General features: G+C 49.8%; 13 protein-coding genes, 1 pseudogene and 1 other annotated feature. Of the genes and pseudogenes, 9 read left to right on the top strand and 5 right to left on the bottom strand.

The features are described 5' to 3' along the window. Positions 1-286 precede the first annotated feature (286 nt). The 3 genes from clpB to rluD form a co-directional block, all read right to left on the bottom strand. Positions 287-2,860: an ATP-dependent chaperone ClpB gene (gene clpB, locus AACU19_RS16115; protein ID WP_002431841.1), complete on the bottom strand. Its 2,574-nt coding sequence runs from the start codon at positions 2,858-2,860 to the stop codon at positions 287-289. A gap of 129 nt (positions 2,861-2,989) precedes the next feature. Further along, the gene (yfiH, locus tag AACU19_RS16110; protein WP_000040132.1) at positions 2,990-3,721 is read right to left on the bottom strand and encodes a purine nucleoside phosphorylase YfiH; all 732 of its coding nucleotides are present in this window, start codon (positions 3,719-3,721) and stop codon (positions 2,990-2,992) included. Next, on the bottom strand, positions 3,718-4,698 hold the full coding sequence (gene rluD, locus AACU19_RS16105) for a 23S rRNA pseudouridine(1911/1915/1917) synthase RluD (protein ID WP_000079112.1): 981 nt from the start codon (positions 4,696-4,698) through the stop codon (positions 3,718-3,720). Before rluD ends, yfiH begins: the two co-directional genes overlap by 4 nt. A gap of 134 nt (positions 4,699-4,832) precedes the next feature. On the opposite strand from rluD, the gene bamD reads away from it, so the two are divergent. The 5 genes and pseudogenes from bamD to pheA all read left to right on the top strand — a co-directional run bounded on the left by bamD (position 4,833) and on the right by pheA (position 8,413). After that, positions 4,833-5,570, top strand: a complete 738-nt coding sequence (gene bamD, locus AACU19_RS16100) for an outer membrane protein assembly factor BamD (protein WP_000197686.1) — start codon at positions 4,833-4,835, stop codon at positions 5,568-5,570. A 121-nt stretch (positions 5,571-5,691) separates the two neighbouring features. After that, positions 5,692-6,406 (top strand): annotated as a pseudogene (locus AACU19_RS16095) (IS4 family transposase). A 255-nt stretch (positions 6,407-6,661) separates the two neighbouring features. After that, a complete protein-coding gene (gene raiA, locus AACU19_RS16090; RefSeq protein WP_000178456.1) occupies positions 6,662-7,003 on the top strand; it encodes a ribosome-associated translation inhibitor RaiA in 342 nt (113 codons plus the stop codon). Between the two features lie 102 nt (positions 7,004-7,105). Beyond that, positions 7,106-7,231, top strand: a sequence feature (Phe leader region). Then, positions 7,107-7,154, top strand: a complete 48-nt coding sequence (gene pheL, locus AACU19_RS16085) for a pheA operon leader peptide PheL (RefSeq protein WP_001386991.1) — start codon at positions 7,107-7,109, stop codon at positions 7,152-7,154. It overlaps the preceding feature by 48 nt. Before the next feature lie 21 nt (positions 7,232-7,252). Then, positions 7,253-8,413, top strand: coding sequence for a bifunctional chorismate mutase/prephenate dehydratase (gene pheA, locus AACU19_RS16080; protein WP_105279189.1), 1,161 nt, complete (start codon positions 7,253-7,255; stop codon positions 8,411-8,413). A gap of 42 nt (positions 8,414-8,455) precedes the next feature. Here the strand turns inward: pheA and tyrA are convergent, their stop codons facing one another. Both tyrA and aroF read right to left on the bottom strand, forming a co-directional pair. After that, on the bottom strand, positions 8,456-9,577 hold the full coding sequence (gene tyrA, locus AACU19_RS16075) for a bifunctional chorismate mutase/prephenate dehydrogenase (protein WP_105279188.1): 1,122 nt from the start codon (positions 9,575-9,577) through the stop codon (positions 8,456-8,458). A 10-nt stretch (positions 9,578-9,587) separates the two neighbouring features. Beyond that, on the bottom strand, positions 9,588-10,658 hold the full coding sequence (aroF, locus tag AACU19_RS16070) for a 3-deoxy-7-phosphoheptulonate synthase AroF (protein WP_001168045.1): 1,071 nt from the start codon (positions 10,656-10,658) through the stop codon (positions 9,588-9,590). A gap of 209 nt (positions 10,659-10,867) precedes the next feature. Between aroF and AACU19_RS16065 the strand changes: the two genes are divergently transcribed. The 4 genes from AACU19_RS16065 to AACU19_RS16050 all read left to right on the top strand — a co-directional run bounded on the left by AACU19_RS16065 (position 10,868) and on the right by AACU19_RS16050 (position 13,615). After that, on the top strand, positions 10,868-11,233 hold the full coding sequence (locus AACU19_RS16065) for a DUF2799 domain-containing protein (RefSeq protein ID WP_105279187.1): 366 nt from the start codon (positions 10,868-10,870) through the stop codon (positions 11,231-11,233). Between the two features lie 149 nt (positions 11,234-11,382). Further along, positions 11,383-11,901 carry a YfiR family protein gene (locus AACU19_RS16060; protein ID WP_001212405.1) on the top strand — a complete coding sequence of 173 codons (519 nt, stop codon included), beginning with the start codon at positions 11,383-11,385 and terminating at the stop codon, positions 11,899-11,901. Next, positions 11,891-13,117 carry a diguanylate cyclase DgcN gene (dgcN, locus tag AACU19_RS16055; RefSeq protein ID WP_000969055.1) on the top strand — a complete coding sequence of 409 codons (1,227 nt, stop codon included), beginning with the start codon at positions 11,891-11,893 and terminating at the stop codon, positions 13,115-13,117. Before AACU19_RS16060 ends, dgcN begins: the two co-directional genes overlap by 11 nt. Before the next feature lie 15 nt (positions 13,118-13,132). Then, entirely contained in the window at positions 13,133-13,615 is a 483-nt protein-coding gene (locus AACU19_RS16050) for an OmpA family protein (protein ID WP_039021299.1), read from the top strand. Positions 13,616-13,632 lie beyond the last annotated feature (17 nt).

The following is a 13,632-nucleotide window of genomic DNA, read 5'->3' as shown; positions in this document are numbered from 1 at the left end:
CTTTTTCTCAGCGGCGCGGGGTGTGCATAATACGCTTTCCCGCTTCAGAGTCAAGCATTTTTTTGCTTTTCTCTGTCGAGACTCTCAGGAGAATCTCGCTGACCCGGCGGCGTGTTTGCCGTTGTTCCGTGTCAGTGGTGGCGCATTATAGGGAGTTATTCCGGCCTGACAAGCGAAAAATATAAAAACTTTATCGTTCGCTCATTTTTCAGGCAAAACATCTTGAATATAGTCTTTTCCGTCTAATTTATAGACAAAAACGAGCCCCGAAGGACTCGTTTTATCATTACTGGACGGCGACAATCCTGTCTTCATTAACTTCCAGGCGAATAACTTTACCCGGAACCAATTCACCAGACAGTATTTGCTGTGCCAGCGGGTTTTCGATCTGCTGCTGGATAGCACGTTTCAGAGGACGTGCACCATAGACCGGATCGTAACCGTTCTCGCTCAGCAGTTTCAGCGCCTCGTCAGAAATGTGGATTTCATAACCACGTTCTTCCAGACGTTTGTACAGACGTTTCAACTGAATCTGCGCAATCGACGCAATGTGCTGTTCACCCAGCGGATGGAAGACCACCACTTCATCGATACGGTTAATGAATTCCGGACGGAAGTTATGGCTTACCACACCGAGTACCAGCTCTTTCATGTGCGCATAATCCAGTTCACCGAAGCGTTCCTGAATCAAATCGGAACCGAGGTTAGAGGTCATAATGACAACCGTATTACGGAAGTCGACCGTTCTCCCCTGCCCGTCAGTCAGACGTCCATCATCCAGTACCTGCAACAGAATGTTGAAGACATCCGGATGCGCTTTTTCCACTTCATCCAGCAGGATGACGGAATACGGACGACGACGCACCGCTTCGGTCAGGTAGCCACCTTCTTCATAACCGACATATCCCGGAGGCGCACCAACCAGACGAGACACCGAGTGTTTCTCCATAAACTCGGACATATCGATACGGACCATCGCCTCGTCGCTATCAAACATAAAGTTCGCCAGCGCCTTACAAAGCTCAGTTTTACCCACACCAGTTGGGCCAAGGAACAGGAATGAACCAATCGGGCGATTTGGATCCGCAAGCCCCGCACGGCTACGACGAATAGCGTTAGATACCGCATCAACCGCTTCGTTCTGACCAATAACGCGATGGTGCAGTTCTTGCTCCATACGCAGCAGTTTTTCGCGCTCGCTTTCCATCATGCGAGAAACCGGAATCCCCGTCCAACGCGCCAGCACTTCAGCAATTTCGGCGTCGGTCACTTTATTACGCAAGAGACGCATAGTTTTGCCTTCGAGCTGCGTTGCGGCTTCCAGTTGCTTTTCCAGTTCTGGAATTTTGCCATATTGCAGTTCAGACATCCGCGCCAGATCACCCACACGGCGAGCCTGTTCAATGGCGATTTTCGCCTGTTCCAGTTCCGCTTTAATGGTCTGCGTACCAGAAAGCGACGCTTTCTCAGCTTTCCACTCTTCTTCTAACTCGGAATACTGACGTTCTTTGTCACTCAGTTCTTCGTTGAGCATATCCAGGCGTTTTTTACTGGCTTCATCAGACTCTTTCATTAACGCCTGTTGTTCCAGTTTGAGCTGGATGATACGACGATCGAGTCGGTCGAGTTCCTCTGGTTTTGAGTCAATCTGCATACGAATGCTGGATGCTGCTTCATCGATCAGGTCGATGGCTTTATCCGGCAGCTGACGGTCCGCAATGTAGCGATGAGACAACGTCGCCGCTGCAACAATTGCCGGGTCAGTAATTTGCACATGGTGGTGCAGCTCGTAACGTTCTTTCAGGCCACGCAGAATAGCAATGGTGTCTTCCACGGTTGGCTCGGCAACAAACACTTTCTGGAAACGACGTTCCAGCGCAGCATCTTTTTCGATGTACTGGCGATATTCGTCCAGTGTCGTGGCACCTACGCAGTGCAATTCACCACGCGCCAGCGCCGGTTTCAGCATGTTGCCGGCGTCCATTGCGCCATCGGCTTTACCCGCACCGACCATGGTATGTAATTCGTCGATAAACAGGATGACGTTGCCTTCCTGTTTGGCGAGATCGTTAAGCACGCCTTTTAAACGTTCTTCAAACTCACCGCGATATTTCGCCCCAGCCACCAGCGCGCCCATATCCAGCGCCAGTACGCGGCGGCCTTTCAACCCTTCCGGCACTTCGCCATTGATAATACGCTGAGCCAGACCTTCAACGATGGCTGTTTTACCAACGCCTGGTTCACCAATCAGCACCGGGTTATTTTTAGTACGACGTTGCAGTACCTGAATGGTACGGCGAATTTCTTCATCACGGCCAATCACCGGATCGAGTTTGCCTTGTTCGGCTCGTTCGGTGAGGTCGATAGTGTATTTTTTCAAAGCCTGACGTTGGTCTTCAGCTCCTTGATCGTTCACGCTTTCACCTCCACGCATTTGTTCAATCGCTTGAGTAATGTTGGCGGTGGTCGCCCCTGCTGCTTTCAGGATGTCGGCCAGCGTGCCGCGAGACTCAAGTGCCGCCAGAACGAACAGTTCTGACGAGATAAAGTTATCACCACGTTTTTGCGCCAGCTTGTCGCAAAGATTAAGAACGCGCACCAGATCCTGTGAGGGCTGGACATCGCCACCAGTGCCTTCAACCTGCGGTAAACGATTTAATGCCTGATTGATATCTGTGCGCAACTGACCAGCATTGATGCCGGCGGATGTTAATAAAGGACTAACCGAACCCCCTTCCTGATTCAGCAGGGCGCTCATTAAATGAAGTGGTTCGATGAATTGGTTGTCGTGCCCGAGTGCAAGTGATTGGGCATCGGCAAGAGCAAGCTGGAATTTATTAGTAAGACGATCCAGACGCATAACTCCTCCCATAACGGATCAAAGTTGCTACTGGAGATTAAATGAGGTCATCCCTCAATTATTCAAGGTTATTGACCAGATTAATGTGAAAAGAAAATCACGCGTACCGGATCGTCTTGATTCTTTAGGTTATATCAGCCAAATGAAACTTGCCATACGACCAGTGGTCTTGTCGCGACGATAAGAGAAGAATGTCTCATTTTCCGTATATGTACAACGGTCGCCGCCGAAAATTTGCTCAACACCAACGTTCGCCAGACGCTGCCGGGCAAGCTGATAAATATCCGCCAAATATTTATCTCCATGCTGAATGAAAGCTGCACTCGCTTTGGCGTCTACTGCCATAAACGCCTCGCGAACCTCCGCTCCCACTTCAAACGCGCGTGGACCAATTGCCGGCCCTAACCAGGCGAGAATGTTTTCGGGATTATCAGCAAAACAGGAAACCGTCTCTTCCAGCACGCCTGCGCACAGTCCACGCCAGCCAGCATGAGCGGCGGCGACTTCCGTTCCCGCTCGATTGCAAAACAGCACAGGGAGGCAGTCAGCCGTCATCACGGCGCAAACCGTGCCGGGCGTATTGCTATAAGAGGCATCCGCTCGTTTTGAGGCATAAGGTTCGCCAGTAAGCTTAAGCACATCTTTGCCGTGTACCTGCTCAAGCCAGACCGGTTTTGAAGGCAAATTGCCCGCAGCAAAAAGTCGCTTACGATTTTCCTCGACGTGATCCGGGTTATCGCCACAATGGGCACCGAGGTTGAGCGAGTCATACGGCGGCAAGCTCACGCCGCCGATACGGGTAGAGCTACAGGCCGCAACACCTTTTGGCAGCGGCCACTGCGGGACAATCAGCTTACTCATAACCAGTCCACTTCATCCTTATGCTCTTCGAAATCGGCGCGCATCACCTCAATCAGCTCCACCATATCTTGTGGAATAGGCGCATGCCATTCCATTTCGATGCCGGAGATCGGGTGATAAAGACGCAGCATGGTTGCATGAAGCGCCTGGCGGTCAAACTTACGCAGCGTGGAGATAAACGCTTCCGAAGCACCTTTTGGCGGACGCGGACGGCCGCCATAAACCGGATCGCCCACCAGCGGATGAGTGATATGGGCCATATGCACGCGGATCTGGTGCGTACGTCCGGTTTCCAGACGCAACCGCAGACGCGTGTGCACACGGAAGTGTTCCATGATGCGATAGTGAGTGACCGCCGGTTTACCCATCGGATGCACCGCCATGTGAGTACGTTTGGTCGGGTGACGGCTGATTGGTTCATCTACTGTACCGCCAGCGGTCATATGACCAATTGCCACCGCTTCATACTCACGAGTAATTTCACGCCGTTGCAAAGATTCGACTAAACGCGTCTGAGCCGGAACGGTTTTTGCCACAACCATCAGGCCGGTGGTGTCTTTATCCAGACGATGGACGATGCCCGCACGCGGTACATCGGCAATGGGCGGATAATAATGAAGCAACGCATTCAGTACCGTGCCATCCGGGTTACCCGCGCCAGGATGTACCACCAGGTCGCGTGGTTTATTAATGACGATGATATCTTCATCTTCATAGACGATATCCAGCGGGATATCCTGCGGTTCAAAACGCGCTTCTTCTTCAATCTCAGCGTTGATGGCCACCTGCTCGCCACCCAATACTTTTTCTTTCGGCTTATCGCAAACTTTGCCGTTAACCAGCACGCGCTGGTCGAGGATCCATTCTTTTATTCGCGAACGTGAATAATCCGGGAACATTTCGGCCAAAGCCTGATCTAAGCGTTGACCGAGTTGGTTTTCGGACACCGTTGCAGTGAGCTGTACTCGTTGTGCCATATATACTGCTTCTTCGTTTATCGTTGGGGTTTTACGGCTTTGCCGTTTAATATAGTGTGCTATTGTAGCTGGTCTTAACCGGGAGCAGGAACAGAGAATCTCCCGTATTACATTTTGAGGAAAGTCAAAACGTCATGACGCGCATGAAATATCTGGTGGCAGCCGCCACACTAAGCCTGTTTTTGGCGGGTTGCTCGGGGTCAAAGGAAGAAGTACCTGATAATCCGCCAAATGAAATTTACGCGACTGCACAACAAAAGCTGCAGGACGGTAACTGGAGACAGGCAATAACGCAACTGGAAGCGTTAGATAATCGCTATCCGTTTGGTCCGTATTCGCAGCAGGTGCAGCTGGATCTCATCTACGCCTACTATAAAAACGCCGATTTGCCGTTAGCACAGGCTGCCATCGATCGTTTTATTCGCCTTAACCCGACCCATCCGAATATCGATTATGTCATGTACATGCGTGGCCTGACCAATATGGCGCTGGATGACAGTGCACTGCAAGGGTTCTTTGGCGTCGATCGTAGCGATCGCGATCCTCAACATGCACGAGCTGCGTTTAGTGACTTTTCCAAACTGGTGCGCGGCTATCCGAACAGTCAGTACACCACCGATGCCACCAAACGTCTGGTATTCCTGAAAGATCGTCTGGCGAAATATGAATACTCCGTTGCCGAGTATTATACAGAACGTGGTGCATGGGTTGCTGTCGTTAACCGTGTAGAAGGCATGTTGCGGGACTATCCGGATACCCAGGCTACGCGTGATGCGCTGCCGCTGATGGAAAATGCATACCGTCAGATGCAGATGAATGCGCAAGCTGAAAAAGTAGCGAAAATCATCGCCGCAAACAGCAGCAATACATAACAGAAACCTGAAACACAAAACGGCAGCCTTGAGCTGTAATGCCGATCAGTTAAGGATCAGTTGACCGATCCAGTGCCTGTGTAAGAATCCGGAAACGCTCACTCGTTTCCGGATTTTTTTTATGCTCATTGGACAGGCCCTTGATTTGGTATCCCGTTACGATTCTCTGCGTAACCCACTGACTTCTCTGGGGGATTACCTCGACCCCGAACTCATCTCTCGTTGCCTTGCCGAATCAGGTACTGTAACGCTACGCAAGCGCCGTCTTCCCCTCGAAATGATGGTCTGGTGTATTGTTGGCATGGCGCTTGAGCGTAAAGAACCTCTTCACCAGATTGTGAATCGCCTGGACATCATGCTGCCGGGCAATCGCCCCTTCGTTGCCCCCAGTGCCGTTATTCAGGCCCGCCAGCGCCTGGGAAGTGAGGCTGTCCGACGCGTGTTCACGAAAACAGCGCAGCTCTGGCATAACGCCACGCTGCATCCGCACTGGTGCGGCCTGACCCTGCTGGCCATCGATGGTGTGTTCTGGCGCACACCGGATACACCAGAGAACGATGCAGCCTTCCCCCGCCAGACACATGCCGGGAACCCGGCGCTCTACCCGCAGGTCAAAATGGTCTGCCAGATGGAACTGACCAGCCATCTGCTGACGTCGATGACGGACGCCATGCGCTTCACCGGGACGTATACCGGAGCTGATGCGCGATCTTGCAAGTATGGGACAACTTGTGAAATTACCGACAAGAAGGGAAAGGGCCTTCCCGAGAGTGGTAAAGGAGAGGCCCTGGAAATACCCCACAGCCCCGAAAAGAGCCAGTCAGTTGCTTAACTGACTGGCATTACAGCCTTGAGCTGCCGTTTTTTTATTCTGTTAGTTGTGAAACTGAAGCGATTTAGTCACTATCGATCTCATCAAATATGGCTCGCTTTGAGATATTCCTCAAGTAAAAAAACACCTCTTCCTGCGATTTCTCACAAAAAAGATTCGTTGACAAAAAGTGACAAAATTATGAGATTTCCATCACACATTTTGACATCAGGAACGGTATGCTGAATTCACCAAGACGGGAAGACAAGAGGTAAAATTTATGACAATGAACATTACCAGCAAACAAATGGAAATTACTCCGGCCATCCGCCAACATGTCGCAGACCGTCTCGCCAAACTGGAAAAATGGCAAACACATCTGATTAATCCACATATCATTCTGTCCAAAGAGCCACAAGGTTTTGTTGCTGACGCCACAATCAATACTCCTAACGGCGTTCTGGTTGCCAGTGGTAAACATGAAGATATGTACACCGCAATTAACGAATTGATCAACAAGCTGGAACGGCAGCTCAATAAACTGCAGCACAAAGGCGAAGCACGTCGTGCCGCAACATCGGTGAAAGACGCCAACTTCGTCGAAGAAGTTGAAGAAGAGTAGTCCTTTATATTGAGTGTATCGCCAACGCGCCTTCGGGCGCGTTTTTTGTTGACAGCGAGAAAACAGTACGGGTACTGTACTGAAGTCACCTAAGGAAACAAACATGAAACACACGCCGTTTTTCTTCGCATTCTTTTTTACCTTCCCCTGAATGGGAGGCGTTTCGTCGTGTGAAACAGAATGCGAAGACGAACAATAAGGCCTCCCAAACCGGGGGGCCTTTTTTATTGATAACAAAAAGGCAACACTATGACATCGGAAAACCCGTTACTGGCGCTGCGAGAGAAAATCAGCGCGCTGGATGAAAAATTATTAGCATTACTGGCAGAGCGGCGCGAACTGGCCGTCGAGGTGGGAAAAGCCAAACTGCTCTCTCATCGCCCGGTACGTGATATTGATCGCGAACGCGATTTGCTGGAAAGATTAATTACGATCGGTAAAGCGCACCATCTGGACGCCCATTACATTACTCGCCTGTTCCAGCTCATCATTGAAGATTCCGTATTAACTCAGCAGGCACTGCTCCAGCAACATCTCAATAAAATTAATCCGCACTCAGCACGCATCGCTTTTCTCGGCCCCAAAGGTTCTTATTCCCATCTTGCGGCGCGCCAGTATGCTGCTCGTCACTTTGAGCAATTCATTGAAAGTGGCTGCGCCAAATTTGCCGATATTTTTAATCAGGTGGAAACCGGCCAGGCCGACTATGCCGTCGTACCGATTGAAAATACCAGCTCCGGTGCCATAAACGACGTTTACGATCTGCTGCAACATACCAGTTTGTCGATTGTTGGCGAGATGACGTTAACTATCGATCATTGTTTGTTGGTCTCCGGCACTACTGATTTATCCGCCATCAATACGGTCTACAGCCATCCGCAGCCATTCCAGCAATGCAGCAAATTCCTTAATCGTTATCCGCACTGGAAGATTGAATATACCGAAAGTACGTCTGCGGCAATGGAAAAGGTTGCACAGGCAAAATCACCGCATGTTGCTGCGTTGGGAAGCGAAGCTGGCGGCACTTTGTACGGTTTGCAGGTACTGGAGCGTATTGAAGCGAATCAGCGACAAAACTTCACCCGATTTGTGGTGTTGGCACGTAAAGCCATTAACGTTTCTGACCAGGTTCCGGCGAAAACGACGTTGTTAATGGCGACCGGACAACAAGCTGGTGCGCTGGTTGAAGCGTTGCTGGTACTGCGCAACCACAATCTGATTATGACCCGTCTGGAATCACGCCCGATTCACGGAAACCCGTGGGAAGAGATGTTTTATCTGGATATTCAGGCCAATCTGGAATCAGCGGAAATGCAACAGGCGTTGAAAGAGCTAGGTGAAATCACTCGCTCGATGAAAGTCCTGGGCTGTTACCCAAGCGAGAATGTGGTACCAGTCGATCCGGCATAATGAAATCGTGCCGGGTGAAACACGCCACCCGGCACTGGATTATTACTGGCGACTGTCATTCGCCTGACGCAATAACACGCGGCTTTCACTCTGAAAACGCTGTGCGTAATCGCCGAACCAGTGCTCCACCTTGCGGAAACTGTCAATAAACGCCTGCTTATCGCCCTGCTCCAGCAACTCAATCGCCTCGCCGAAACGCTTATAGTAACGTTTGATTAACGCCAGATTACGCTCTGACGACATAATAATGTCGGCATACAGTTGCGGATCCTGGGCAAATAGTCGCCCAACCATCGCCAGCTCAAGGCGGTAAATCGGCGAAGAAAGCGCCAGAAGTTGCTCAAGCTGAACATTTTCTTCTGCCAGGTGCAGCCCATAAGCAAAAGTAGCAAAGTGGCGCAGAGCCTGAATAAACGCCATATTCTGATCGTGCTCGACAGCGCTAATACGATGCAGCCGAGCGCCCCAGACCTGAATTTGCTCCAGAAACCATTGGTATGCTTCCGGCTTACGTCCATCACACCAGACCACAACTTGCTTTGCCAGGCTACCGCTGTCCGGGCCGAACATCGGGTGTAACCCCAGCACCGGGCCATCGTGCGCAGCCAGCATGGCCTGTAATGGTCCATTTTTCACTGATGCCAGATCAACCAGAATACAATCTTTCGGTAAAGGCGGTAATTTACCGATAACTTGTTCTGTAACATGAATCGGTACACTGACAATCACCATACCGGCATCGGCAACAATCTCTGTCGCTCGATCCCAGTCATGTTGCTCCAGAATCCGCACCTGATAACCTGAGAGTGTTAGCATCTTTTCGAACAAGCGTCCCATCTGACCGCCACCACCGACGATAACCACCGGACGCAGAGACGGACAAAGCGTTTTAAATCCTTTGTCGTTTTCACTGGAGTAAGATTCACGCATCACCCGACGCAAAACATCCTCAATCAGATCTGGCGGTACACCCAGAGCTTCCGCCTCTGCACGCCGCGAGGCCAGCATAGATGCCTCGCGCTCCGGAACATAAATAGGCAGTCCAAAGCGGCTTTTCACCTCGCCAACTTCAGCAACCAGTTCCAGACGCTTCGCTAATAAATTCAGCAGCGCTTTATCGACTTCATCAATTTGATCGCGTAATGCGGTCAATTCAGCAACCATAATAAACCTCTTAAGCCACGCGAGCCGTCAGCTGCCCGTTCAGATCCTGATGAATTTCACGCAGCAAGGCATCGGTCATTTCCCAGCTAATGCAGGCATCGGTTACGGATACACCGTATTTCATTTCACTGCGCGGTTGCTCGGAAGACTGATTGCCTTCGTGGATATTACTTTCGATCATCAGGCCAATAATCGAGCGATTGCCATCTTTAATTTGAGCAACCACGGATTCTGCCACCGCAGGCTGACGGCGATAATCTTTATTGGAATTACCGTGGCTGCAATCTACCATCAGAGACGGGCGCAGTCCCGCCTGTTCCATCTCTTTTTCACATTGCGCAACATCCGCAGGGCTATAGTTCGGCGCTTTACCACCGCGCAGGATCACATGCCCGTCCGGATTTCCCTGAGTTTGTAGCAACGCAACCTGCCCTGCCTGGTTAATACCAACAAAACGGTGCGGCTGAGCGGCGGCGCGCATAGCGTTAATTGCCGTTGCCAGACTGCCATCGGTGCCGTTTTTAAAACCAACCGGCATGGAAAGCCCGGAGGCCATTTCACGGTGAGTTTGCGATTCCGTTGTACGAGCACCAATTGCTGACCAGCTAAACAGATCGCCCAGGTATTGCGGGCTATTTGGATCTAACGCTTCCGTCGCCAGTGGCAGTCCCATATTCACCAGCTCAAGCAGCAATTTACGCGCGATCTGCAGCCCGGCTTCTACATCAAAAGAGCCATCCATATGGGGATCGTTAATTAACCCTTTCCAGCCGACAGTGGTACGGGGTTTTTCAAAATAGACGCGCATTACCAGATAGAGGCTATCGCTGACCTCTGCGGCAAGGGCTTTAAATCGACGAGCATATTCCAGAGCAGTTTCCGGATCATGAATGGAACAAGGACCACATACTACCAACAGACGAGGATCGCGCCCGGCGATAATATCTGAAATGGTTTTACGCGAGTCAGCAATCTGGGCTTCTTGTTGCAGGCTTAATGGAAAAGCGGCCTTCAGTTGTTCCGGAGTCATTAAAACTTGTTCGTCGGTAATATGTACGTTATTAAGCGCGTCTTTTTGCATGATGGCGATCCTGTTTATGCTCGTTTGCGATAGTTGATCCTCAGCGAGGATGACGTAACGATAACACATAAAGTAAAGTTTTCAATCCATATTTCGTACATATTTCTTTACATAAGCAATTTATTCGCGCTTTTAACCCTTGTTTCTGTATAAATAAATTTACACCTCCTTTAAAAACAATCCGCTATGCTTTGAAAAAGGAGAAAGAAATGATGAAAAAGTTTATCGTCCCCTTGTTGGCTTTACTGGTTAGCGGATGTCAGATTGATCCTTATACTCACGCGCCAACCTTGACCAGCACCGACTGGTATGATGTTGGTATGGAAGATGCGATATCGGGCAACGCCATAAAAGATGACGATGCATTTAGCGATTCACAGGCGGATCGCGGTCTATACCTTAAAGGATATGCCGAAGGACAAAAGAAAACTTGCCAGACCGATTTTACTTATGCCCGAGGACTTTCCGGTAAAAGCTTTCCTGCCAGCTGCAACAATGTTGAAAATGCCAGCCAACTGCATGAAGTATGGCAAAAAGGGGCTGATGAAAATGCCAGCACAATACGATTAAATTAATTAAACCCCCACAAATAAATTAAACATGAGATTCTACTCATTGTGTTTTATTTCTCACATTGATGACGACCGCATGAAAGAATGATATTTTAATGAGCATTCTGAAAAAATATCGATGCATTTCGAGCGAAGATGGTGAGGATCCCTGAATGCGTTTTTCTCATCGTCTGTTCTTACTGCTGATTCTCCTCCTGACGGGAGCACCAATACTCGCTCAGGAACCTTCAGACGTTGCGAAAAACGTGCGTACGATGGTTTCCGGTATTGTCAGTTACACTCGCTGGCCTGCGCTATCAGGCCTACCAAAGTTATGTATCTTTTCATCTTCACGTTTTAGTACCGCCCTACAAGAGAATGGCGCGACATCTTTGCCTTATCTGCCTGTCATCATTCACTCTCAACAAGAGGCGATGATATCAGGCTGCAATGGTTTTTATTTTGGCAACGAGTCACCAACATTCCAGATGGAATTAACCGAACAATATCCGTCAAAGGCGTTATTATTAATTGCCGAACAAAATGCCGAGTGCATTATTGGCAGCGCCTTTTGTCTGATCATCCACAATAATGACGTCAGATTTGCCGTAAACCTGGATGCCTTATCGCGTAGCGGTGTAAAGGTGAACCCAGATGTCTTAATGCTCGCACGGAAGAAAAATGATGGATAACGATAATTCTCTTAATAAGCGCCCCACGTTTAAAAGAGCATTACGCAACATCAGTATGACCAGCATATTTATCACTATGATGCTGATCTGGTTGCTGCTTTCCGTGACCTCGGTGCTGACCCTGAAACAGTACGCGCAAAAAAACCTGGCACTGACAGCAGCAACAATGACTTACAGTCTGGAAGCAGCGGTCGTTTTTGCCGATGGCCCTGCAGCAACTCAAACATTGGCAGCGCTGGGGAAGCAAGGGCAATTTTCAACTGCAGAAGTGCGTGATAAGCAGCAAAATATTCTGGCATCCTGGCATTACACCCGTAAGGATCCAGGCGATACTTTCAGCAATTTCATAAGCCACTGGCTCTTCCCTGCCCCCATCACTCAGCCGATTCGTCACAATGGTGAAACCATTGGCGAAGTACGCTTAACCGCTCGCGACAGTTCAATCAGCCATTTTATCTGGTTTTCGCTCGCTGTCCTGACCGGTTGTATTCTGCTGGCATCAGGCATCGCAATTACCCTCACCCGCCATTTGCACAATGGCCTGGTGGAAGCGCTGAAAAATATCACCGATGTCGTACATGATGTGCGTTCCAACCGCAATTTTTCCCGACGAGTTTCGGAAGAACGTATCGCTGAGTTTCACCGCTTCGCTCTCGACTTCAACAGTCTGCTGGATGAAATGGAAGAGTGGCAGCTTCGCTTACAGGCTAAAAATGCGCAGCTGCTACGTACCGCGCTACATGACCCATTAACCGGGCTGGCGAACCGGGCTGCGTTTCGTAGCGGCATCAACACGTTGATGAGCAGTTCCGACGCCCGAAAAACGTCGGCGTTACTATTTCTTGATGGCGATAATTTCAAATATATCAATGATACCTGGGGTCATGCGACGGGCGATCGTGTCTTGATTGAGGTAGCAAAACGGTTAGCTGAATTTGGCGGGCTGCAACATAAAGCATACCGCATAGGCGGCGATGAATTTGCGATGGTCCTCTTTGGTGTACAGTCGGAATCCGAAGTACAGCGGATTTGCTCAGCACTGACACAAATCTTTAATCGCCCGTTTGATCTTCATAATGGTCATCAGACCACCATGACATTAAGCATTGGTTACGCGATGACCATTGAGCATGCCTCTGCGGAAAAATTACAAGAGCTGGCCGATCACAATATGTATCAGGCCAAACACCAACGTGCCGAAAAGCTGGTGAGATAACAAGGATATATCGATATGATAAAGCACCTGGTAGCACCCCTGATTTTCACCTCGCTAGTACTGACTGGCTGCCAGTCCCCTCAGGGAAAGTTTACTCCTGAGCAAGTTGCCGCTATGCAATCTTATGGATTTACTGAATCCGCCGGCGACTGGTCGCTGGGATTATCAGATGCCATTCTGTTCGCAAAAAATGACTACAAATTGCTCCCGGAAAGCCAGCAACAGATCCAAACCATGGCAGCCAAATTGGCCTCGACAGGGCTAACGCATGCCCGTATGGATGGACACACCGACAACTATGGTGAAGACAGTTACAACGAAGCCTTATCATTGAAACGGGCGAATGTTGTGGCCGATGCATGGGCTATAGGTGGACAAATTCCGCGCAGCAACCTCACCACACAGGGTTTAGGAAAAAAATATCCCATCGCCAGTAACAAGACCGCTCAGGGCAGAGCCGAGAACCGCCGCGTCGCAGTGGTGATTACTACACCTTAAAACACGATCAAACAGAT

The sequence above is a fragment of the Escherichia sp. MOD1-EC4550 genome (genome assembly GCF_963876935.1).
Classification (GTDB): domain Bacteria; phylum Pseudomonadota; class Gammaproteobacteria; order Enterobacterales; family Enterobacteriaceae; genus Escherichia; species Escherichia coli_F.
Note: the sequence above shows the minus strand (reverse complement) of the source record. Positions and strands in the feature narration are given on the sequence as shown.

Bases quoted from the DNA above. Each gene is read 5' to 3' on its own strand.
- clpB (WP_002431841.1), bottom strand. From the start codon at position 2,860: ATGCGTCTGGATCGTCTTACTAATAAATTCCAGCTTGCTCTTGCCGAT.
- yfiH (WP_000040132.1), bottom strand. From the start codon at position 3,721: ATGAGTAAGCTGATTGTCCCGCAGTGGCCGCTGCCAAAAGGTGTTGCG.
- rluD (WP_000079112.1), bottom strand. From the start codon at position 4,698: ATGGCACAACGAGTACAGCTCACTGCAACGGTGTCCGAAAACCAACTC.
- bamD (WP_000197686.1), top strand. From the start codon at position 4,833: ATGACGCGCATGAAATATCTGGTGGCAGCCGCCACACTAAGCCTGTTT.
- raiA (WP_000178456.1), top strand. From the start codon at position 6,662: ATGACAATGAACATTACCAGCAAACAAATGGAAATTACTCCGGCCATC.
- pheA (WP_105279189.1), top strand. From the start codon at position 7,253: ATGACATCGGAAAACCCGTTACTGGCGCTGCGAGAGAAAATCAGCGCG.
- tyrA (WP_105279188.1), bottom strand. From the start codon at position 9,577: ATGGTTGCTGAATTGACCGCATTACGCGATCAAATTGATGAAGTCGAT.
- aroF (WP_001168045.1), bottom strand. From the start codon at position 10,658: ATGCAAAAAGACGCGCTTAATAACGTACATATTACCGACGAACAAGTT.
- AACU19_RS16065 (WP_105279187.1), top strand. From the start codon at position 10,868: ATGATGAAAAAGTTTATCGTCCCCTTGTTGGCTTTACTGGTTAGCGGA.
- AACU19_RS16060 (WP_001212405.1), top strand. From the start codon at position 11,383: ATGCGTTTTTCTCATCGTCTGTTCTTACTGCTGATTCTCCTCCTGACG.
- dgcN (WP_000969055.1), top strand. From the start codon at position 11,891: ATGATGGATAACGATAATTCTCTTAATAAGCGCCCCACGTTTAAAAGA.
- AACU19_RS16050 (WP_039021299.1), top strand. From the start codon at position 13,133: ATGATAAAGCACCTGGTAGCACCCCTGATTTTCACCTCGCTAGTACTG.